Source organism: Salinicola halimionae (genome assembly GCF_003206065.1).
Classification (GTDB): Bacteria; Pseudomonadota; Gammaproteobacteria; order Pseudomonadales; family Halomonadaceae; genus Salinicola; species Salinicola halimionae.
The window spans coordinates 915483-938409 of the sequence record NZ_PZJQ01000002.1 but is presented as its reverse complement, the minus strand read 5'-3'; the positions used below and the strand labels follow the sequence as shown (position 1 = coordinate 938409).

The following is a 22927-nucleotide window of genomic DNA, read 5'->3' as shown; positions in this document are numbered from 1 at the left end:
CGACTTGGCAACCCCCTGACTATAAAAAAGTGAAATCGATGACAAACTTCTGTCACGACTCACTTCGGCCAACGTCGGGCCGTGAGCTTGAAGCCCCACCAAAGCAGCGTTGAAAAACACAGCGACATTGGTAAAACCAATTTTAGAAATCCTCACCAGGAGCCTTGCACCGTGGTCTACCCCTCCGTCAGGCAGCCCAGGCTAGCCGATGTCATCACCGAACGCCTCGAGACCATGATTCTCGAAGGCAGTCTCCAGCCTGGCCATCGCTTACCCGCCGAACGGGAGCTGGCCGAACGCTTCGGTGTTTCACGACCATCACTACGCGAAGCCATTCAGAAACTGGCTGCCCGCGGGCTGCTGACCAGTCGTCAGGGCGGGGGTACCTACGTCAGCGAGCGCCTCAACGACAACTATGGCGATCCCATGCTGGAAATGCTGTCGCGCCACGATGAGTTCCATCTGGACGTCCTGGAATTCCGCGACGCCATGGAAGGCATCACTGCCTATCATGCGGCCATGCGGGCGACACCGGCTGACAAGGAGATGTTGCAAAAACGATTCGAAGCGCTGGACGAAAGCTACAGGGATCCGGATCTGCAGTGCGACCCGCTACGCGAGGCCAAAGCCGACGCCGCCTTTCATCTGGCTATCGCCGAGGCAGCGCACAACGTCCTGATGCTGCACACAATTCGCGGCCTCTTTCATCTGCTGGAAAAGAGCATCGTGGGCAATCTGGCGCGCCTGTTCGAGCGCCCCAATGCCCGCCAACTTTTGATGACGCAGCATCGTGCACTACTGGAAGCGATTCTCGAGGGAAGAGCCGAAAACGCTCGCGCCCTGGCGCATGAGCATCTCGAATACGTCAAGACGGGCCTGATGGACATGCAGCGCGCCGAGTCCCGAGCTCAGCGCGCCGAGCGACGTTCGCAATTGCTGAACGATCGCCACGGCCGTTGATCATTCTCCGGCCAGATGTTGATCCTTCAACTTGACGTAGTTACCCGCGGAATAGCTGAAAAATTCCCGCTCGGCGGCCTTGAGTTCACGCAACGGCTTGGCCGGGGTGCCTGCATAGACATAGCCGCTCTCCAGCACTTTGCCGGGCGGCACCATGGCACCAGCGGCAATGATCACTTCGTCCTCGACCACGACGCCGTCCAGCACCACGGCACCCATTCCGACCAGCACTCGGTCGCCTATTCTGCAGCCATGCAGCGTAGCCTGATGGCCGATCGTGACTTCATCGCCGATGACCAGAGGATGACCGCCGGGGTTGTAGTCGCTGGCATGGGTGCAGTGCAGCACGCAGCCATCCTGCACGCTGGTACGTGACCCGATACGAATGCGATGGACGTCGCCGCGGATCACCGCCATCGGCCATACCGAGCAGTCATCGCCCAGCGCGACATCTCCCAGCACCACGCTGGTGTCGTCGATGAAAACTCGATCACCGAGGCGGGGGGTGACGCCCTGAAACGTTCGAACTGCCATGATCTCAACCTCCTGTCGCTACCCAGAATCCGTTGGCTATCCAACACATCGTCTACATCAGACTCGTCACCAGCACGACCACCGTCAGCGGAATCGAGACGTAACGCACCAGCCCCAGCCAGAGACGGAAGCCACCGGGGCTCATGCCCATTGCCGCTACGGCGGCCTCCCGCGACATCCGCCATGCCGCGAAAATGGCGATCAACAAACCGCCGACCGGAAGAAAGATGTCCGGCGGAATGGTCGACACCAGCGTAAAGAAGTTCATCTCCCCGACCCAATGCACATTCGACAGGGTCGAGAACGACAATACCGACAGCAGCCCTACCAGCCACACCAGTGACCCGATCAGAATAGCAGCTCGGCTGCGCCGCCACCCGGCTCCGACCAGCATCGACACCATCGGCTCGGCCAGGTTGATCGATGACGTCCATGTAGCGACGAGCAGCAGCAGAAAGAACGCACCCAGCCATATCTCGCCTCCCGGCAGCTCGCTGAAAGCGATCGGCAGGGTGACGAACATCAGTCCCGGCCCCTCGCTGGGATCGAGGCCATGGGTGAACACGACCGAAAAGATGGCGATACCGGAGAGCAGCGCCACGGCAATATCGAGCAGCGCCACCGCAAATACGGCCTTTGGCAGACTCTGCTCTTCCGGCATATAAGCGCCGTACGCCATCAACGCGCAAGCGCCGACGGCCAACGTGAAAAAGGCATGCCCCATAGCATTGAGCACGACACTCCAGGTAATCGCGGCAACATTGGGCGTGAACAGCCAGTGCAACGCAGGGCCGAAGCCGGGCGTGGTGATGGCGTAACCGCCCAGAACGATCAAGACGACATACAGCAGCGGCATCATCACGTTATTGAGTTTCTCGATCCCGTTGGCGACACCCGCTGCGACCACCGACATCGTCAGCAGCATGAAAAGTGTGTGATTGAAGGTCATGCGTAACGGGTCGGCCAGAAAAGCGTCGAAGCTTGCACCGATCTCCTGTGGAGAGCGGCCCACGAAGCTACCGTTCACGGCACTCACCAGATATTCGATCGACCAGCCGGAGACGACCGAGTAGAACGACAGAATGAAAAAGACCGTGATTGCACCGAAGAGTCCCAACCATCTCCAGTGACGACTGATATCGGCTTCTTCCGCCAGGAACGCCAGCGCCTGCATAGGACTACGGCGACCGGCGCGCCCGATCATGATCTCCGCCATCATCATCGGCAGCCCCAATAACAGCACGAAGACGATATAGAGAAGCAGAAACGCCGACCCTCCGTTCTCCCCGGTCATGTACGGGAAGCGCCAGATATTGCCCAGCCCGACAGCAGCGCCGGTGACCGCCAGAATAAAGGCACGTCGAGACTGCCAGCGCTCCATTGTTTCACTCATCATTCGGACCTTTATCGAACGGATTGCGGCCGCATGCGACACGCGACTTGTCACATGCGCGGCTGGCACGAGAGCGCCAAGAGCCTATCAGGCTCCTGGCGAGGCGCCAATCGGATGAAGGCCACCTCCAACCGCTTCTGTGCAACAGGGAGAGCGACCTGGATTGAAAGCAGCTTCGGCTCCCCCCATATAAGATGGCACTGATTCCATCGTCCGAGGTGACCATGTCGAATAACCCGTTGCTCGAGCATCATATCCTGCCACCGTTCGAAGCCATTCGCGCCGAACATGTCGTTCCGGCCATCGAAAAGATCATTGCCGACAACCGGCAGGCCATCGAAGCCCTAGCCCAGCAACAAGAGGTGAACTGGCAGACGCTCGCCGCGCCGCTGGAAGCACTTGACGACCGTCTTTCCCAAGCGTGGTCGCCGGTCTCCCACCTCAATTCGACGATGAACAGCGATGCGCTGCGCGACGCGTATCAGCAGTGTCTCGCCATGCTCTCCGAATACAGCACCTGGGTCGGCCAGAACACCGCCCTTTTCGAGGCTTTCGAGAGACTTCATCAGAGCGATGGCTTCGATACTCTCGATACCTCGCAACGCAAGGCGATCGACAACACTCTGCGTAATTTCCGTCTGGCGGGCGTCGACTTGCCGGCTGCCGAAAAGAAACGTTATGGCCAGATTCAGGCACGCCTATCGGAACTGGGCAACACCTTCTCCAATCAGCTGCTCGACGCAACGCAGTCCTGGCACCACGATCTAGACGATACCGTGCGCCTCGGCGGTCTGCCGGAAAGCGCGTTGGAAACGTTGAAGGCCAACGCCGAAGCCAAGGGCATTTCCGGTTACCGCATCACGCTTGACGTTCCCAGCTTCCTGCCGATCATGACCTTCGCCGAGGATCGCGAGCTAAGACGCGAGGTCTACACCGCCTATGTGACTCGCGCTTCCAACCAAGGCCCCAAAGCGGGCGAGAACGACAACGCGCCAGTGATCGAGGAGACACTGGCACTGCGCCAGGAACTGGCCCAATTGCTGGGTTTCGACACCTATGCCGACTATTCGCTGGCCACCAAGATGGCCGAAAGCCCCGAACAAGTGCTGGGCTTTCTCGACGATCTCGCCGAGCGCGCCCATCCACAAGCACAGCGAGAGTTCAACGAGCTCGAGGCCTACGCCAAGGAGACCCTCGGCCTCGAGGCCTTGAAGCCGTGGGACACGGGCTTTGCCAGTGAGAAGCTCCGTCAGGCCCGCTACGATATCTCGCAAGAGCAGCTGCGGCCTTACTTTCCGGCGCCGCGAGCCATCGAAGGCCTGTTCAAGGTCACCGGCAAGCTCTATGGCATTCGCATGGCCGAAAATCCGGAAGCGCCGCGCTATCACCCGGACGTGCAGTACTTCGACATCCTCGATGGCGATCGCCCGATTGCCGGGTTCTACCTCGATCTTTATGCCCGGGAAGGCAAGCGAGGGGGGGCCTGGATGGATGTCTGTCGGACACGCCTTCAGCGCGAAAATGGCGATCTGCAGCTGCCGGTCGCTTATCTGACGTGTAATTTCACGCCGCCGGTTTCTGGCAAATCGGCCTTGCTGACCCACGACGAAGTGCTGACGCTGTTTCATGAGTTCGGCCACGGCCTGCACCACATGCTGACCCAGCAGACGGTTGCCGACGTTTCCGGAATCAGTGGTGTCGCCTGGGACGCCGTCGAACTGCCAAGTCAGTTCATGGAGAACTTCTGTTGGGAACGCGAAGGCCTCGACCTGATCGCCGGCCATGTCGACACGGGCGAGAAATTGCCCGACGAATTGCTTGAAAAGCTGCAGGCCGCGCGCAACTTCCAGTCGGCTATGCAGATGATGCGTCAGCTGGAGTTCTCGCTGTTCGATTTCCGCCTGCATCACGAATACCGCAAACCGAGCTCCGCTGACGTTCAGGCGCTGCTCGACGACGTACGTGACAAGGTTTCGGTCGTCCCTGCGGTTGATTTCAATCGCTTCCAGAACGGGTTCGCCCACATCTTCGCCGGTGGCTATGCGGCCGGTTACTACAGCTACAAGTGGGCTGAAGTCCTCTCCGCCGATGCCTACAGCGCGTTCGAGGAAGCCGGCATATTCGATCCCGAAACCGGCCGTCGTTTTCGAGAGACGATTCTCGAGCAGGGTGGCTCGCAGGAGGCAGCAAAAATGTTCGAAGCCTTCCGCGGTCGCGAGCCGAGCATCGATCCACTATTGCGCCACTGTGGCATCGAACCACGTAGCGCAGCCTAGACGCCCGGCACTTCGAGCGGACGCCCTCTGGCGTCCGCTCCTCGATTTAGAGGTAAATCATGCCCCAGACACCAAAGCGCTTTATCGCCGGTGCGATCTGCCCCCGCTGTTCGGCCATGGACCGCATTCGGTCGTGGGAGCAGAACGGCATCCGCTATCGCGATTGCGTGAACTGCGAATTCTTCGAACAACTGCCGATCGAGGATGAAGCGATCCAGGAAGTCGCGACCCGGGTCAATCAGCCACGAGAGCGTCAGCGCCCAGCCAGCGAAGAGATCACCCCGGTACGCATCCTCGATCCCAAAAAACCGCGTTGATGTTGACGGTCGGCACGATCAGGCAGCAGTGATCCGCTCGATCAGACGTGCCAGATCGTCATACTGCCAATTCGGCACTCCTTCGATCCGAGGGTCCATGCCCTTGCCCGGTCGCGCAATGAAGCCGGTTTGCATGCCGGTGGCGTTGGCGCCGATCAAATCCCACCCATGTGCGGCGATCATGATCAGGTCCCCAGTGGCTACGCCCCAGTGGGCCGCTGCATGTCGATAAGGCGCTGGCGACGGCTTGTAGCATTCGACACTCTCCACACTGAGAATGGCATCGAAATAGTCGCTCAGTCCGGCATGCTCCAACTGCTGGTGAGCCGCGTTCAGTGCACTATTGGTCAGCGCCGTCAGCGTATGTCCTTGATCTCGTAATGTCCCCAACGCCGCCGAGACATCGCCATGCGCCGGCATCGAGAGGATGCCGTCGATCAATGTCTGCTCGTCGTCCGCCGAAATCGCCACACCATGCTTGGCACCCAGCTGACGCAGCGCGCTCTTGGCAAGATCCGCAAAGGGTTTGAATCTTCCCACCAGATTGGCCGTCATCCAGGTCTCCTGGAGAGTCAGGAACCACTCAGACCGGACGGCGTCGCTACCGAACCAACGCTGAAACAGGGGATCGAGTGCATGCGTATCGAGTAGCGTTTCATTGACATCAAATACCAGGTGCATCTTGAACTCCATGCCGTCATCGAGGCTGGTGGTGATTGAACAGGTTGGGATAGCTTAGCGGGTTGGGATAGCCTAGCGGGTGGTGACATCGAATGCCCGCGGGATTCCGGATTCGGCATCATCGATCACCGTGTCACGCACCGCCGATCAATGCCACAGTGCCAGACTCTGGGTAACCAGCTGACGCAACGCTGCCAGCGAGGGCAGCCAACTCAGCAGATGTGCCGAGACCAGCACCAACATCAAGGCGCTACCCGGCGCCTGCCAGCTGAAGAGCTTGAGTGCGGTGCCGAAGGAGCGCTTGAGCCGCGCCCCGGTGAGGTCGACGCTGTACAGCTCGTCCAGCGTCAGATGAATCAGGAAGCCAAGTGTCAGCGCCAGGCCATGTATCCACGCCTGCCTCTCCGTCTGCCCCAGTAGCGAAAAGCTGATCGCCGCCGTCGAGAGCCCCGTCACGATGGCTGCCAACAGCGAGTGCCAGAGCCCTCGATGGACGGTAAAACGCGCAAATATGGCGCCAGCGAGGTAGCGCATGCCCAGATAGACGCCTCCGCAGACGGCGAATAGATAAGCCGGTGTGACGCGCTGCTGTAGAACCAGAACCGCCAGCACCACCGCGATCACGGCCAGAATGTTGAAAATGAGGCGAATGGCCTGGGACTGATCGGCATCGATATCCGGCAGGATCCCCCCGAGAGCCACCAGCATGGCGATCGTAATCGCCTGCCAGCCACTCCATTGCGACGCCTGCCATCCTGCCTGAGCGACCACGGCACCACCGACGCTCGCCACGCCGAAGTGTGTTCGAAAATTGGCCATCGATACGGGCGTCCCATAACTGGATAAATGAACAGATTATGGCGCGTATGGAGAATAAAAAACAATAGCTTACGAAGACGGTAAAGCGTTTCTTCAGTGCGAGTCGGCCTCCCTACGAAAAACGGCCCTGCCGATGGCAGAGCCGTTTAGGGAAAGATATATCGCGAGTTGAGGCGTCAGCTACCCTTGATAACCCCACAGGCGACACGACTGCCGCCGCCACCCAATTTGGGCTCGTCTGCATAGTTGTCACCACCCTCATGAATCATCAACGCGTGGCCGGTGAGATCGGACTCGGACAGGCGGGGCGCCAGAACCGGAGTGTTAGCATTGCCATCCTCATTGACGGTCAACGCCGGCAGATCGCCAAGATGTCCCTCATCGCTGTAGGGCCCTTGGTGCGTCCCGCTCTCGTCAGGGTCGAAGTGACCACCGGCGGCACCGCCGGGAGTGACCTTACCGTCGCTCTCGCTGGTGTCACAACTGGGGTTGGTATGCAGATGGAAGCCGTGGAGCCCGGCCTTCAGACCTGAAAGATCCGGCGTCAGCAACAGGCCATAGTCGGAGTCCTTGGCAGTCACCGTGCCGATGCTCGACCCAACGCCGTCAGCCGAGACGGTATTCATTTCTACCGTCGTGTCCGCCTGCGCCAACCCCGTCATGGCTAGCGCCAGTCCCGCACCAAGGCCTATCAATCCATTGCGTTGCATGGCGTTCTCCTCTCCGTGAGTGAATCTTTCCGGCCAAGTCGCTGCTTGGCAAAGACTTCTCTCAACGTAGACAACGCTTGCCATCAGCGCGAACTCCCCGGACCTCGGTGCTTCCGTCCAATGGGCCGATTTCAGCCCAGATTGTCGAGCACGCGAAGCGTAGGGGCCGATTGATTCAGCGTATAGAAATGTAGACCCGGCGCGCCGCCATCCAGCAGCCGCTGGCAGAGATTCGAGACCACCTCGGTGCCGAATGCCTGGATACTCTCGCTATCGTCACCGTAGGCCTCGAGTTGCTTGCGGATCCAGCGCGGGATATCAGCGCCGCAAGCGTCGGAGAACCGGGCCAGCTTGGTGTAGTTGGTGATTGGCATGATGCCTGGCACGATCGGCGTGTCGATACCCATCGCACGTACGCGATTCACGAAATGGAAGTAGGCATCGGCGGTAAAGAAGTACTGCGTGATCGCCAGATCGGCTCCCGCTTTCGCCTTGCGCGCGAAATTTTCCAGATCCCGCTCGAAACTCGATGCCTGGGGATGCGCTTCCGGATAGGCCGCCACGGCAATCTCGAAATGATCACCGGTTTCCGCCCGAATGAATTCGACGAGCTCGTTGGCATAACGCAGCTCGCCGGCACCGCCCATACCCGAGGGCAGATCACCGCGCAGCGCGACCAGACTATCGACGCCATCCTCACGATAAGTTTGCAGCAACTCTCGCAGCGCACTCTTTTCACTGCCGATGCAGGAAAGATGCGGCGCCGTATTCACCCCGCTACGCCGAACCTTCTTGACGGTATCGAAAGTGCGCGCCTGAGTGGAACCACCGGCGCCGTAGGTGACGGAAAAAAAACGAGGCTTACGGGCGGCCAACGCGTCACGCACGCCGCCGAGCTTCTCTCGCCCCACATCGGTATTGGGAGGGAAGAATTCGAAACTGATGCCCAGCGAAGACTGCGTGCTCATGAGAGATACTCTTGTCGATACCAGCCAGCGCGATATCACGCCGGCCGAGTGCGCCGCTACCGATTCGAATCATTCCGGAAACGACCACCAATGATGAGTTGACTACTGGATATCAGCGATTCTGCCTGCCACGGTCGACGACGGCCAATGAAACTTTTCCGCCATCATCATGAGCCACGGTCATCGTTCAGCCTTCATGCCACTCTACCGTCAGGGATGCACGACCATACCGTGATTACACTCCCCGCCGGTCAGGCAGTCGCGCGTTTCGACTTGTAGCGTCGCGTGTTGAATGCCGAAGCGCGCCTGCAGCACCTCGTAGGCGCGCTCGATCACGCCATCGTGCAGTTCCGGTGCCTCGATGACCAGGTGAACGCTGAGCAGAGGATCCTGTGGGGTCAGCCCCCAGACGTGAATATCGTGCAAGCTCTTGACGCCTTCGACGCCCAGCAACGCATCACGGATCTGCGCAATATCGACCCCCTCCGGCGTTCCTTCCAACAGCGTATGCGACGAGCGCCGCAGGATCTTCCAGGCCGCACGCAGAATCAGCGCAGCAGCGAGCATGGACAGAAGAGGATCGATCGGCATCCAGCCGGTGAGCATGATGACGATAGAGGCGACGATCGCCGCCACGGAACCCAGCAGGTCACCGATGACATGCAGAACGGCGCCGCGCAGGTTGAGATTTTCCTGATCACCACCGTGAAGAATCTTGAAGACCACGATATTGACCAGAAAGCCGAGCACTGCAATGACCAGCATCGGCCCGGCCAGTACTTCCGAGGGTTGCGTGAAGCGCTGAATCGCAGCGACCAGGATCCATGCTGAGATCGCCAGCAGCGTCAGGCCGTTGACGAAAGCGGCCAGCACTTGAAAGCGCTGATAGCCGAAGGTACGCAACTTATCCGGTGCCTTGTCGCCCATATAGAAAGCGAACAGCGCCAGACCCAGAGAGAAGCTGTCGCTGAACATGTGCCCGGCGTCGGCCAGTAGTGCTAAAGAGCCGGATATCCAGCCACCGATCACTTCGGCGAGCATGAACCCGGCGGTCAGGATCATCGCCATCTTGACCCGCTTGGCGCTGTCGGCAGTCACGGTGGGCGCGTGGTCATGCGAGTGATCGTGATCATGCGAGTGGTCGTGACCCTGCGAGTGATCGTGATGCCGAGAATGATCGTGAGCGGTCATGGGACCTGTCCTGCCTGGAATGTGCCCGAATCTTAGCCCAAGAACCCGACGCTATTGTATTACACGTCCTGGCTCCGCCACGTCGATATCGCTGGGCCAACCCGCGGCCATCGACTACGTTGAAATCACGACAGTGAAGCGCTGCAACATCATATCTCACGTTGCTTGGTCACCCTTGGCGCTGCATTTTTATTCTTGTTCAGGAGGAAAGCATGAGCAAACAGACATTCTTGACCGATATTCAGACGATCCGCGAGCGTGCGCGTCAGCACATCGAAAATGGCGCGGTCACCGAAGGCTATACCGCCGATCGTGAAACGGTCATCCAGATTCTCAACGAAGCTCTGGCCACCGAAATCGTCTGTGTGCTGCGCTACAAGCGCCACTATTACATGGCCGACGGACTCAGCTCGAGCATCGCCAAGGACGAATTCCTCGAGCATGCCCAGGAAGAGCAACAGCATGCCGACCAGCTTGCCGAACGTATCACCCAGCTAGGTGGCGCCCCCAACTTTTCCCCGGAAGGCCTGTTGAGCCGTTCACACTCCGAATATGCAGAGGGAGAAACGCTCGAAGAGATGATCAAGGAGGACTTGATTGCCGAGCGTATCGCCATCGACAGTTATCGCGAGATCATCAATTATCTTGGCGACAAGGACCCCACATCACGTCGCGTGATGGAAGATATCCTGGCCCAGGAAGAGGAGCACGCGGATGATATGGCGTCGCTGCTCGAAGGGGTCAGAACGAAAACCTGAGCCACGATTCGCCCCGGACCAGCCCCCCGAACTCGCGATTCATACCTCGCAGCCGAGGGGTTTGTCGGTGAAGAGCGCCGGATGATCTCGTACGTTCGATGTCATCACTCACCCCTTGGGCGCTGGCGCCAAAGATCCCATGCGACTCCGGACGCGATCCCGGCACCGACACTCCAGCCCCATTCGGATGTAGCTACCCATATGATGGCACCTACCACGATCCCTATCAGCGAACCCTGCATCGCTTCCTCATTAATGTCGGTGATGATCTACATACTAGTATAGACAGGGCGTCGACGAGACTATCTCGATATGCGGCGGAACGGGCGGCGATTGACGATGACGACACGTGGCGATCAGCGAGACTGACTAAAGGCAAGCAGCAGCGTTATTAAAGGCCAGAGGCTGGAGAGTTATAGCAGGTCACTGGGAATGTCGTGGGGGCTATCGGGTCGAGCGCATTCGACGGGAGGTACGGTCAGAATCAAATATGGGTTACCACGAGGACGAGCCGGGAAGAATCTTGAAGCCCACTCCCGCATTCCTTCGCGATGAGAGCCACTTGGCTAAGTGGGCAAATGCAGGATGGACTGCAAACAAGTGATAACCAAGGTAATTTTCGTACTCGCCTTATCAATTTTGCTAATGGCAAAACTTAAGTGTTCTTAATCATGAGCTTATAAGTGACTGGTGCTTCAACAAAAGATGTAATTTTTTGCAATGAGCGAAAAATCGTCAGATCGTTGAAATCGCGCCTGCAAAAACGCCCGCTCTCCGGTGTGGGAGAACGGGCGTTATCGCAGCGCCCGTCAGCGGGACTATGTCGTCTGAGCGGATTTGATCTCCGGTTTTGCTTTGGCCAGCAGAAACAACACCACGGTAATCACCGCACCGGCAATATCGCTGGTGAGCCCGGGAAAGATCAACGCCAGGGCACCGACGGCCGCCAGGATGCGCCAGAAGACATTGAGCGGGCGCCGTAGATAACCTTCGACCGCCACCGCCAGCAGCAACACGCCGACTACCCCGGTCACGATCACCCATAGCGTATTCCACAGCGTCGCATCGATCATCAGCATGCTGTGCGCGAACACGAACATGTACGGCACCACGAAGCCCGCGATGGCCAGTTTCATCGCCTGGAAACCGGTGGCATTGGGCGATCCGCCGCTGATACCGGCGCCTGCATAGGCAGCCAATGCCACCGGCGGCGTCAGGTTGGCGAACAGTCCGAAGTAGAACACGAACATGTGCGCAACGAAGATCGCGGTCTCGTTACTGCCAGCCAATTCACGGAACATCGGGAGATTCAGCAGAATCGGCGCGGCCATGGTACTGGTGATGATGTAGGTCGGAATACTGGGCAATCCCATGCCGAGCACGATCGATGCAATCATGGTCAATACCAGCGTGACCAGCAGCTGAATCATCGGAATCGGGATCTGCTGGCCCAGGGTCACCACCGCATCGGCCGCCTCCAGTGCCACGCCGGTCAGCGTGGCGATCCCGACGATGATCCCCACCGCGCCACAGGCCACGGCCACCGGGATCGCATTACGTATCCCGTCGTGCATGGCATCGCGGCAATCGGCCACATCCATCTTCTCGGCCACCATGCCGAGCCTCGCACGCAACGCGTTGATCGCGACCGGAATCACGATGATCACGAACAGCATCCAGCGGCTGGCCGGGAAGTTCGGCAGCGCATGGCCACCGATCAACGCTCGCAATTGAGGCTCGAAGATCAGCAGCGCCAGAATCAGGCTTAGCCCGATCGCGACACGACGCGTGCCACAGATCAGAACGGTCGCGGCAATCGACCAGAACGCCGCGAAAAACGGCGCTCGCCCTTCGAACAATAGCCACAGCAGCACCGCCATGGGTATCAGCAGATGGCCCCGCTTGAGCATGACTTCCTTGAGTGGCGTCAACTGCGAGCGGGGAATGCCCTCGAGGCCGTTGCGCATGGCGCGCAAATGTACCTGGAACAGCACACCGAGATAATAGAGCAGTGCCGGAATGATCCCGGCTAGAATCACCTGGGTGTAAGGTACCGCTAGAACCTCGGCCATGATGAACGCCGCCGCGCCCATGATCGGCGGCAGAATTTGCCCACCGACACTGGCCGCTGCCTCCACCGCCCCCGCGAAGTTGGCCTTGTAGCCCGTCCTCTTCATCAAGGGAATGGTGAATGCGCCCGTGGTCACCACGTTGGCGATGGCCGAACCGTTGATCGACCCCAGAAACCCACTGGCGATCACCGCCACCTTGGCCGGCCCACCACGGGTATGCCCGGCGATGGCCAGTGCCAGATCGTTGAACAGCTGACCCAGCCCTGATTTACCGAGGAAGGCACCGAACAGGATGAACAGGACGATATAGCTCGCCGAGACACCGATCGCCGTACCGAGCAGCCCTTCGGTAATGAATACCAGGTGCGAGACGATCTGCTTGCAGGTCGCCAGCAGGATCGCCTCGTTCACTTGCGGGTAGAACGAGAGCTTGGCGTAGAAACCGTAGACCAGAAACAGTGAAGCCAGGATCGTCAGACCCCAGCCGGTGACGCGCCGAGTGGCATCCAGCACCAGCAGAATCGCGGCAAAGCCGACCACCATATCGACATTGTTGATACGCCCTGCCGAGGCGATGACCCGATCCGACACCACCAGCATGTAGACGCCGATACCGAACGCAATCAGGGCAATCAGCGCGTCGCCCCACGGCACACGATCCCGAGCCCCCTTGCGGGTCAGCGGATAGAGAATGAACGCCAACCCCAGCAGGGTATAGAGGTGAATGCTGCGTTGAGCGACGTCTACCAGCGGGCCCGAAAACGAGGTGTAGAGGTGAAACAGTGCCAACAGTACCGATACTGCCGTGACGAACTGGATCACCGAGCGGGGCAGCCTGTCTCTTACCAGGCTTTCGCGATCGAATTTTTCCAGCGCCTCCTTGACCGACGGATCTTCTGAACCATCGGCGGAGATCGTGTTCTTCTGTTCTGACATATGGCTTCCTCGCCAGGCGGGGATCTATGACAACCAGGGTCGCACCAGTGCCGGCAAGACTTGCCACAGCGGCACCCTGAGTATGGAAAAGGTCAGTATTCTGGGAGGATCGCCACGCGCCAGGGGCACGGTATGACCCGCGAAGATCAAGCGGTAGTGTTCCTCCACCGCCGCCTGAACCGCCAACGGATCGACCACGCGATCGATTCCGGTCATCACCACCCAGCCGTCCTCGAGATGCGTTTCGGTGCCCGCGTGCGATGGGGCGCCGGCGCCGAAGGTCTTGAAGCGTGTTCCGGTGATCTCGATGGCATCATCCGCAGTTACCGCGAACCACTCCTCCCAATCTTCTTTCTCGACCGAGTGCATCCAGCGCAGCGTGAAGGTTGTCCCTTGCCACCCCGGAAAGGCGAACCGCCACTGCGGCCCGTCACGAATGACCAGCCACGGTAGCGGATACGCAGCGGTGGCGATCACAAGGATCACCACCGCAACAAGACTCACCCAGATTTTACGTGTCATGGCTGCTGATCACGGTCGCTCATCATGACGTTGCGTCATGACCGACTAGCCACGACCACCCCTCATTCAGGACTGGGGTTCCTTGTCCTGAGCATTTTCGCCGCCGCTGGTGTCGCTGTTCTGGGTAGGCTCGGCGTTGTCCTTCGGCGTCTCGGCACTGGTCTGCTTGGCCGGTTTGGCCTCTGCGCCATCCGCTTCGGTCGTAGCCGCCTGCTCATTGGCCGGCATGGAAGCCGTGTCTTCCGACAGATCGCTGTCATCTCCGGCATTCGCGGCATCACCATCAGTCGCTGCATCGTCGGAAGAGGAAAGCGTCTCGTAAAAGGCTTCGGCGCCCGGATGGACCGGCACGACCAGGTTCTTGTCCATGGTGGCGGGGTCGAATTGCTTGAGCGCGCCGACAGAGACGTTGTCGGATTCCAGATAGTCGTGGAAACGCTTGGCCAGATCCTCAGCCACATCGTCACGCATGGAGGACGGCACGATCATGATGTTGCGGATTGCCACCGTATCCACCGCGTCACCCAGGTTGTAACGCTCCGGGGCACCGGCCGGAATCTCGTAATTCTCGTAGTAGGGGTATTTTTCCAGCAGCGTGGAAGCGACATCACCCTCAACCGGCACGAAAGTCACGTCAGTGCTCTGCATCAGCCCGGTAATGCTGGAGTTGGGCACACCCGAGGTGAAGAAAGCGGCATCGAGGTTGCCATTGCTCATCTCGGTCACGCTGTCGGCGTAGCCGGTATGGCTGACCTGGGCGAGATCGTCATAGCTCAGATTGGCGGATTCCAGCACCTTGGCGGCGCTCTGCTCGACCCCGGAGCCCACCTTGCCGACACCAACGCGCTTGCCTTTCAGATCGGCAATGCTGTGGATATCGCTGTCGGCAGTGGCGACGACCTGCACCACATTGGGGTACATGCCGGCGATGGTCTCGATGTCGGCAGGCTGACCCTCGAACTGGTTCTGGCCTTTGACGGCGTCATAGGCAACGTCGCTCATCACGATAGCGACCTGATTCAAACCATCTTTGATATTGTTGATGTTCTGCACGGAAGCGCCGGTGGAAACGACCTGCACCCCGTCGACCAGATCGCTCTTCTCGAACACGCCCTTCAGCGCGCCGCCGATCGGATAGTAGCTGCCACCGGTGCCACCGGTACCGAAGATCAGGTTGACCGGATCACCGCCGCCTTCGCTGGCATTCTTTTCACTACCCTGACTGTCTGCAGTTTCGGAAGACGCCATGTCCTGTGAATCGGAACCAGAGCTGGCGGACTGGGCCTCCTGCTGGGACGACGACTGCGACGTTTCCTCTTTCGCCTGGTCGTCACCGTCATCACCGCAACCTGCCAGCAATGCGCCGGAAAGGCCCAGCGCTGCGACCAGCATCCCTGTGCGTAACATCATGGTTCACCCCGTCGTTTGAACGTCATCGACCCATCTGGCCGAAGAAAATACACAGCATCATGGCACAAGAGTAAGGAACGCCCGGCGGCGATACCATGCCCGAGCCGCCAACTGCCACTAAAGTCTAATCTCGGTTATTGCTGCGAGAAAGCACGCGCTGGACCACTCGACCCACGGTCAGACCCTGCACCAGAATCGAAAACAGCACGATGATATAAGTCACCATCACGATGGTATTGCGATAGTCGCTTTCGGGCAGGCCCAACGCCAGCGCCACCGAGATGCCACCACGCAATCCACCCCAGGTGAGGACTTGCGTAGTACCGGGGCGATAGTGAGTCCAACGCTTCAGTGTCATCAATGGTACGCCGATGGTGATCAAGCGCGTCGCCAGGATTACCACGATCACCGGCCCCGCCACGATCAAATACGACCATTCGAAAGGAATCACCAGCAGCTCGAGACCGATCAGCACGAACAGCACCGCGTTGAGAATTTCGTCGATGAGCTCCCAGAAGCCGTCAACATAGCGGCGCGTCGTATCCGACATGGCATGCTCGCGACCGCGGTTGCCGATGAACAATCCGGCAATGACCATCGCGATGGGTCCCGAGACATGCAGATGCGTCGCCAGCGTATAACCACCGAGCACCAGGGCGAGACTTACCAGCACCTCGATCTGATACTGGTCGATGCTTTTCATCAACCAGTAGGCTATATATCCCATGACCAGACCCAGCAGAATGCCGCCTCCGGCCTCTTCCACGAACAGCGTCGCGGAATGCGCGACCGTCAAAGCTTCGGTGGCGGTCGCGGCTCCCAGCAACATGGTGAACACCACCACTGCCACACCGTCATTGAACAGCGACTCGCCAACGATCTTGATCTCCATGTCTTCGGGCGCCCCCGCACTGCGCATGATGCCGAGTACTGCAATGGGATCGGTCGGCGCGATCAATGCGCCGAAAACCAGGCAATAGAGATAGGGGACATCGATATGGAAAGTCCGAAAGAGCCACCAGGCGGCGCTGCCGACCGCCACCGTCGAGATCACCACACCGATGGTGGCGAGAAAACCGATCGAATAGCGGTAGCGTTTCAGTTGGGTGATATCGACGTGCAAAGCGCCCGCGAACAGCAAAAACGACAGCATTCCGTCCATCAACAAGGCGTTGAAGTTTATCTGCCCCAGCCAAGTTTCGGCCCAATCGGTTATCGCATCGAAACCGGCATGGCTCAGGACGATCAATAACACGGACGCCAACAGCGAGATGAACATCACGCCGATCGTCGCCGGCAGCTTGATGAACCGATAGTTGAACCACGCGAACAGCGCGGTGATCGTGATGAAGACTGCTGCGATGTCCAGCATGGGTTCCGTTCCTGTCGTTGCCAGTCGTGGCAATGGTCGGTGTACCTGTTGCGCCGTCATGGAACGGCTGTTTCATCATTTAACGATAGAGGCTTGGAGCGACGATCACCATGATGCGGGTTGATCCTGCTGAGGACATGCCAAAAAAAACGGACCCGATTTCGGGTCCGCTATCGTCCAGCTGCCAAATTGGATCTCAAAGCCCGCCAGCGGCCTTCAGAGTCTCGGCTCTGTCCGTCTTCTCCCAGGGAAACGCAGTGAAGGTCTCGGTCTGGGTTTCGCCGTTGACGTCGGTCCAGGTGTAACTGGACTCGAACGGATCGCGCCCGAAGTGGCCATAGGACGCGGTGAGCTGATACATCGGGTGGAGCAGATCGAGCATGCGCGTGATCGCATGAGGGCGCAGGTCGAAATGCTCGCGCACCAGCTCGATGATCTTCGCCTCACTGATCTTGGCGGTGCCGAAGGTATTGATCGAGACCGAGGTCGGCTCGGCGACACCGATGGCATAGGAAACCTGAATCTCGCACTTGTCTGCGAGCCCCGAGGCGACGATGTTTTTGGCCACGTAGCGCCCGGCATAGGCGGCGCTGCGATCGACCTTGGACGGATCCTTGCCCGAAAACGCCCCACCGCCGTGGCGCGCCATGCCGCCGTAGGTATCGACGATGATCTTGCGCCCGGTCAGACCGCAATCGCCCACCGGGCCGCCGATCACGAACTTGCCGGTGGGATTGATGTGGAAGCGGGTGTTGTCGTGAATCCACTTCGCTGGCAAAACGTCGCGAATGATCAGATCCTCGACCGCCTTGCGCAGATCCTCCTGGGAGATGTCGGGATCGTGCTGGGTCGACAGCACCACGGCGTCGACGCCATTGGGCTTGCCGTCGTCGTCATAGCTGAAGGTGATCTGGCTCTTGGCGTCCGGACGCAGCCAGGAGAGCGTGCCGTTCTTGCGCAGTTCCGCCTGACGCTCGACCAGACGATGCGAATAGTGGATCGGTGCCGGCATCAACGATTCGGTCTCGTTGGTGGCATAGCCGAACATCAGGCCCTGATCGCCCGCGCCCTGGTCTTCGGGCTTGCTGCGATCGACGCCCTGGGCGATATCGACACTCTGCTTGCCGATCAGGTTGATCACGCCACAGGTTTCACCGTCGAAGCCGACTTCCGACGAGGTATAGCCGATATCCATGATCACCTTGCGCACCAGCTCTTCCAGATCGACCCAGGCGGTGGTGGATATTTCACCGGCAACGATGGCCACGCCGGTCTTGACCAACGTTTCGCAGGCCACGCGAGCCTGCTTGTCGCGCGCGATAATGGCGTCCAGAACGGCATCGGAGATCTGGTCGGCGATCTTGTCCGGGTGGCCTTCAGACACGGATTCGGAGGTAAACAGAGAGTATTCGCTCATGGCGTACGGAGATCCCTTCGTTCACTGGTTGCGGTCCGCAAGTACGGCCCGTCAGACAAAAACGCAGCGCCGTCGGTCGGAAGGACGGGTGAAACGACGCACGACATCGCTGTTCCGAACGCGCCGGTACAGGGGGTCAAAAGTTTACACACAGAGAAGCTAGCTGCCTATCCTTTAACACTGCGACATTGCCTTTCGGGAGGCGATCGTAGCATCACTTGGGAGATCCGCCGTGCACGATACGCGTCAGTCGTTCGATGCCTTCGGTCGCGCTTTCCCGCTGCCAGGCATTGCGCCCGAAGATCACGCCTCGAGCCCCATGATCCAGTGCATCCCGGGTAAAACGCGCCAACGCCTCGTCATCGTTCATCGCGGCGCCACCCAGCACGAGCACAGGGACCGGACAGCTCTGCACGAGCGCCAGCATGTCCTTGGGATCATCGGTGTATTGCGCCTTGATCAGATCGGCGCCCAGCTCGGCGGCGATCCTCGCGACTCGCGCGATCCGCTCGGCATCGAGGCGACCGCCCTCTCGGCTCCCCCACACCACGGCTTCGACGATCAACGGCAATCCGATCGCCTCACACTGACGTGCGGTTTCCGCCACGGCTTCGAGATTGTCAGCCTCCCGCTTGGGGTCGTCGTAACCGGAGATCAGACACATCACGACCGCATCCGCCCCCATCGCCTGGGCCTGGGCCGGCGTCGCGATCATGCGATGATACTCCTCGCCGGCGAGGGTAAAGTCGCCCACCATGGGGTAATCGATTCTCAGCACCACTCTGGGCGCCTGACTGTCGGCGAAGAGATCCCCGCAGGACTTGAGCACGCCCGGCGACAACAGCACCGCTTCCGGTCTTGCCGCAACGATGGACTCACAGGTTCGGCGCGCGTCGATCGCGTGCGCGACCGGGCCCGCCAGCAGCGTCCGATCGAAAGCCACCATGCAGCTCAAGTGCGTTTCGCGACGAAAAAGACGCCCGGTGCGCAACCCGCTGGAGGAAAAGACGGTCGTCATGGCGAGGTCTCCTGGGCAGACGACGCTGCCGGTGTCAGCGACACGCCATGCGCCCGCATGGCGATGTCTCGAGCCTGTTCGATCTCCGTGCGGCGGCGCGCCAGCGACCACTCCAAGGCCGCACCGCATAGCGTGGCTACCTCATCGATCACCGCGCTGTCGAGCTGGCCGGAAAGTGCAATCGGCAAGCGCCGGAACAGTACATCAGCCAGATGCTCCACGCGTTCGAAGCGGCAGACGAAATCGATCTCCCCTTCACGATAGCCGACTAGTGAATCGAGCGGGCGCTGGCGAGAAATGCCGTCGACGGCGATCCGTTCGCAGTGACGTGCCACGGCTTCTCCGCGCGTTCCATAACGCGCCAGTAACGTGATGGCGCGCCCGCGGTCACCCTCGCAAAGAGGGGTGACGCGAGCCAGCCAGCTCTCACGCGCAGCCGTATCACGGGGATAATCACGTCCACCGCCGATCGCCAGCTGCTGGGTATCGATCTCGCGTCGTCGACCGAGCCTCGCGAGGACGTCGTCGGCGACCTCCTCGGCGAACCCCCGAAAGGTGGTCCATTTGCCGCCGATCAACGACAGCACCGGCCAGTCCTGGATGCGATCTTCGACGATGGCATGATCACGACTGATCTGCCCCGGATCGGCGGCATCGCTGCGCGGCAGCGGGCGCACCCCGCTATAGCGATAGCGCACCTGTGATGCGTCGATCGTCACATCGGGGAACAGATAGCGCACCGCCTCGAGCATGTAGTCGCGCTCGTCGTCGTCGCAGATGGCCTGATCAGGGTCGATACAGCGAATATCGGTGGCACCGACCAGCACGTGGTTCATGAATGGATAGATCAGACAGATGCGTCCGTCCGGGGTGCCGAAGTAGATCATGCGACCGTCGAGTTGGCTTCGAATGGTCGGCACATCGACGATGAGATGTCCGCCCTTGGTGCCGCCGATATGCCGTGTTTCACGCCCCAACGCGCGGTTGATCTCATCGATCCAGGCGCCGCCGGCGTTGACGATGATCTGTGGTCGCACCATGAACGCGTTGCCCTCTTCATCCTCGAAATGCACCGCCCCGTCATCGCTGCTGGTCAAGGTGACGTGGTTGAGGGCCACCGCTCCGCGGTGGGTTCGGCAGCCATCGTCGATCAACTCGAACCCCAGCCGCTCGGCCTGACTGATCGCTGCGTCGTAATAAGTGTGCAGCGCGCGGACATCGCGACGAATATCCGGCAGCGACTGATGCACCCTGCGGCCCAGCGTCAGTGAATGGCGCGGCATGCTGCGAAAATGACGCCCGAAGAAGTCATATAGCGTCAGCCCCAGTTCACTGATCAGGATGCCACGATCATCGATCTTCGCAGGCCGCCGAAAGAAACGCTGAATCGACGGCCAGATACCGCCAAACCAGCTGTGCGTCGGCATCGCCGTGCGCAACGGATGCACCACGTGCGGCGCATTGCGCAACAGCAGATTGCGCTCGCGGGTCGACTGCGCCACCAACCGGAACTCCCCCGTTTCCAGATATTTGAGGCCGCCATGAATCAACCGCGACGGCGCGGCGCTGGCGCCGGCACAGAAGTCCTGCTTGTCGACAATCAGGACATCGATACCCTGTAGAGCCAGATCTCGAAACAGGCCGGCGCCGTTGATTCCAGCGCCGATGATCAATACCGACACCGAAGGATCGGCCCGTAAGCGTGCCAGCGTCTGCCGACGACTCAGCGGTGGTGGGTTCAAAGGTTGCGTCATCGGGCGGCCCCCGGTAGCGGCATGGATTCGGTAGAGGTAGTGGACGAATTCGAAGACGTTGCCTCGGCGTCGAGCATCGCCCACAACGATCGCATCCCTTCGACGAGCCGTTGATAGCGCTCGAAGCCCTGCTGACACTCGGCCTGGCGCTGAGCGTTCGGGACGTAGTGGTGATCGATCTCGCAAAGCTGAGCCGCTGACTCGATCGAGGGAAACACTTCGGCGGACACCCCCGCGCAGATTGCGGCGCCCCAGGCCGCGGCCTCGTGAATCCGGGACGTCTCCAGCGACCGACCCAGCGAATCGGCGAACAGCTGGGCCAGCCGCGGCGAGTGGCTGCCGCCGCCGGTGATGCGCACGCGCTCGATGTTGAAAGTCGACGCCAACGCATCGACGTGAACGCGATGATTGAACACCACGCCTTCCAGAATCGCGCGCAGTACGTGGCCTCGATCATGCCAGCCCTGCAGGCCGAAAAGGCAAGCACTGGCGGGTTCATCATAGGGCGAGCCATAGAGAAACGGATGATAGACCAGTCGTGACGAACTCCGGAACGCGGCGTCGAGCGCGGCTTCCATATCGTCGAGAAAAGCACCGGTACCACCGTCATCGGCCTGCCCCCACTGGCGATGAAACCATTCGAGATTGCTCGACGAAGCCGGCGAAATCGCCATGTTGAGCCATTGACCGGCGCGCAACCCGTTGCGCGTCGCCCAGCGCGGGTCGGGCTGGGGCGCGTCGGAGAAGACCTCGTTGATGCTGAAGGTGCCAGCTGCGATGGTCAGCGTATTCGTTTCGATGTTGCCCAACCCCACCGCACTGGCCGTGACATCGTGAAGCCCCGTCGCCACCGGTGTGCCCGCCGTCAACCCGGTAGCGCGGGCGGCCGCCTCGCAGACGCGCCCGGCAATCTCGTCGGACATGCGAACGTCCGGCAGTGTCTCGAAGATGCTGCCGATACCCAGCATCATTAATGCCTCACGGCTATAGCGCTGGGTATTGACGTCGGTGTAGCCGGTGCTGGCTTCGGTAAAGTCGGTGGCTACCTCGCCGGTCAACTTGAAGCGCAGCCAGTCCTTGCACGTCAGCACTGACCCCAATGCGGCATAGCGCTCGGGTTGATGTTGCTGCATCCACGCCAGCAAGCTTACCGGCGAGAACGCAAAGGGCATCTGACCGATACGGGTCAGCGCCTCGTCGCGCACACCTTCTCGGCACCAGCCTTCGACGACACCGGCCGCGCGGCTATCCAGAGAAGTGATGGCATGACCGAGCGGTTCGCCCTCTCTATCGAGCGGATAGAGCCCGTCGCCGTGGCCGGTGACGCCCACTGCCAGAATGTCACCGCCCTTCAAACCGGCGTTGGTCAGCGCAGAGCGTATCGCCCGGGCGGCACTGGACCAGGCGGCATTCATGTCGCGTTCGACCCAGTGCGCTCGAGGGTGCTCGAGCCGAGAATCTTCTCGCCCGATGCCGACGACGCCGCCGTCGATAGCAAAGATCACCGCCTTGGTGGAGCTGGAACCGCCATCGAGCCCCAGCAGATAACCGTGCGACATGACTGCCTCCTTCTGATGGCGTTGACATGACACGACCAACGCCTTGCACAGCCATTTCTAACACTGTTTTGAGATAAAAAGACGTTAGACGTTGGTGTTAAAACTTTTGAAAATCAAAATAAATCTATTTTATTTCAATAAATTAAAAATATTACCTTGAACAAAAACCATCCCTGAGACCAAAGTCATACGGCGAATCGTCACTTTTTGATGTTATGTCTGCAGGGGCCATCCCAGTACTTTTTTCAGTACTTATTCTC

General features: G+C 59.8%; 19 protein-coding genes. 4 read left to right on the top strand and 15 right to left on the bottom strand.

Going from position 1 to position 22927, the window contains the following annotated elements:
* Positions 1-171 precede the first annotated feature (171 nt).
* Positions 172-960: a GntR family transcriptional regulator gene (locus tag DOM27_RS04825; RefSeq protein ID WP_110654877.1), complete on the top strand. Its 789-nt coding sequence runs from the start codon at positions 172-174 to the stop codon at positions 958-960.
* Here the strand turns inward: DOM27_RS04825 and DOM27_RS04820 are convergent, their stop codons facing one another.
* The gene (locus DOM27_RS04820; RefSeq protein WP_110654876.1) at positions 961-1494 is read right to left on the bottom strand and encodes a gamma carbonic anhydrase family protein; all 534 of its coding nucleotides are present in this window, start codon (positions 1492-1494) and stop codon (positions 961-963) included. It abuts the gene before it with no gap.
* Positions 1495-1546: 52 nt separating this feature from the next.
* A complete protein-coding gene (locus tag DOM27_RS04815) occupies positions 1547-2887 on the bottom strand; it encodes a sodium-dependent transporter (protein ID WP_110654950.1) in 1341 nt (446 codons plus the stop codon).
* Between the two features lie 224 nt (positions 2888-3111).
* On the opposite strand from DOM27_RS04815, the gene prlC reads away from it, so the two are divergent.
* Positions 3112-5163 (top strand): oligopeptidase A, encoded by a 2052-nt coding sequence (gene prlC / locus DOM27_RS04810; protein WP_110654949.1) that lies wholly within the window; start codon positions 3112-3114, stop codon positions 5161-5163.
* 59 nt (positions 5164-5222) lie between these two features.
* Positions 5223-5480 (top strand): YheV family putative zinc ribbon protein, encoded by a 258-nt coding sequence (locus DOM27_RS04805; RefSeq protein ID WP_110654875.1) that lies wholly within the window; start codon positions 5223-5225, stop codon positions 5478-5480.
* Positions 5481-5498: 18 nt separating this feature from the next.
* On the opposite strand, the gene DOM27_RS04800 is transcribed toward DOM27_RS04805, so the two are convergent.
* From DOM27_RS04800 to DOM27_RS04780, 5 genes are all read right to left on the bottom strand, one after another.
* Entirely contained in the window at positions 5499-6161 is a 663-nt protein-coding gene (locus tag DOM27_RS04800) for a haloacid dehalogenase type II (protein WP_157956717.1), read from the bottom strand.
* Positions 6162-6308: 147 nt separating this feature from the next.
* On the bottom strand, positions 6309-6980 hold the full coding sequence (locus DOM27_RS04795) for a metal-dependent hydrolase (protein WP_110654873.1): 672 nt from the start codon (positions 6978-6980) through the stop codon (positions 6309-6311).
* A 176-nt stretch (positions 6981-7156) separates the two neighbouring features.
* Positions 7157-7690: a superoxide dismutase family protein gene (sodC, locus tag DOM27_RS04790; protein ID WP_110654872.1), complete on the bottom strand. Its 534-nt coding sequence runs from the start codon at positions 7688-7690 to the stop codon at positions 7157-7159.
* 131 nt (positions 7691-7821) lie between these two features.
* Entirely contained in the window at positions 7822-8658 is an 837-nt protein-coding gene (gene metF / locus DOM27_RS04785) for a methylenetetrahydrofolate reductase [NAD(P)H] (RefSeq protein ID WP_110654871.1), read from the bottom strand.
* A gap of 210 nt (positions 8659-8868) precedes the next feature.
* Positions 8869-9849, bottom strand: a complete 981-nt coding sequence (locus DOM27_RS04780) for a cation diffusion facilitator family transporter (RefSeq protein WP_110654870.1) — start codon at positions 9847-9849, stop codon at positions 8869-8871.
* A 212-nt stretch (positions 9850-10061) separates the two neighbouring features.
* On the opposite strand from DOM27_RS04780, the gene DOM27_RS04775 reads away from it, so the two are divergent.
* Positions 10062-10607, top strand: coding sequence for a ferritin-like domain-containing protein (locus DOM27_RS04775; RefSeq protein WP_110654869.1), 546 nt, complete (start codon positions 10062-10064; stop codon positions 10605-10607).
* A gap of 818 nt (positions 10608-11425) precedes the next feature.
* Here the strand turns inward: DOM27_RS04775 and DOM27_RS04770 are convergent.
* From DOM27_RS04770 to DOM27_RS04735, 8 genes are all read right to left on the bottom strand, one after another.
* Positions 11426-13615: a TRAP transporter permease gene (locus tag DOM27_RS04770; RefSeq protein ID WP_110654868.1), complete on the bottom strand. Its 2190-nt coding sequence runs from the start codon at positions 13613-13615 to the stop codon at positions 11426-11428.
* A gap of 24 nt (positions 13616-13639) precedes the next feature.
* A complete protein-coding gene (locus DOM27_RS04765; protein ID WP_110654867.1) occupies positions 13640-14137 on the bottom strand; it encodes a DUF1850 domain-containing protein in 498 nt (165 codons plus the stop codon).
* Positions 14138-14203: 66 nt separating this feature from the next.
* Positions 14204-15547 carry a TAXI family TRAP transporter solute-binding subunit gene (locus DOM27_RS04760; protein WP_110654866.1) on the bottom strand — a complete coding sequence of 448 codons (1344 nt, stop codon included), beginning with the start codon at positions 15545-15547 and terminating at the stop codon, positions 14204-14206.
* Between the two features lie 124 nt (positions 15548-15671).
* Entirely contained in the window at positions 15672-16919 is a 1248-nt protein-coding gene (locus DOM27_RS04755) for a cation:proton antiporter (protein WP_110654865.1), read from the bottom strand.
* 196 nt (positions 16920-17115) lie between these two features.
* Positions 17116-18336 (bottom strand): methionine adenosyltransferase, encoded by a 1221-nt coding sequence (metK, locus tag DOM27_RS04750; protein ID WP_110654864.1) that lies wholly within the window; start codon positions 18334-18336, stop codon positions 17116-17118.
* Between the two features lie 214 nt (positions 18337-18550).
* Complete coding sequence (locus DOM27_RS04745; RefSeq protein ID WP_157956716.1) at positions 18551-19354, bottom strand: class I fructose-bisphosphate aldolase; 804 nt, start codon at positions 19352-19354, stop codon at positions 18551-18553.
* Positions 19351-21108, bottom strand: a complete 1758-nt coding sequence (locus DOM27_RS04740) for a glycerol-3-phosphate dehydrogenase/oxidase (RefSeq protein WP_110654862.1) — start codon at positions 21106-21108, stop codon at positions 19351-19353. The genes DOM27_RS04745 and DOM27_RS04740 overlap by 4 nt, the downstream gene beginning before the upstream one ends.
* On the bottom strand, positions 21105-22667 hold the full coding sequence (locus DOM27_RS04735) for an FGGY-family carbohydrate kinase (protein WP_110654861.1): 1563 nt from the start codon (positions 22665-22667) through the stop codon (positions 21105-21107). The genes DOM27_RS04740 and DOM27_RS04735 overlap by 4 nt, the downstream gene beginning before the upstream one ends.
* Between the last annotated feature and the right edge of the window lie 260 nt (positions 22668-22927).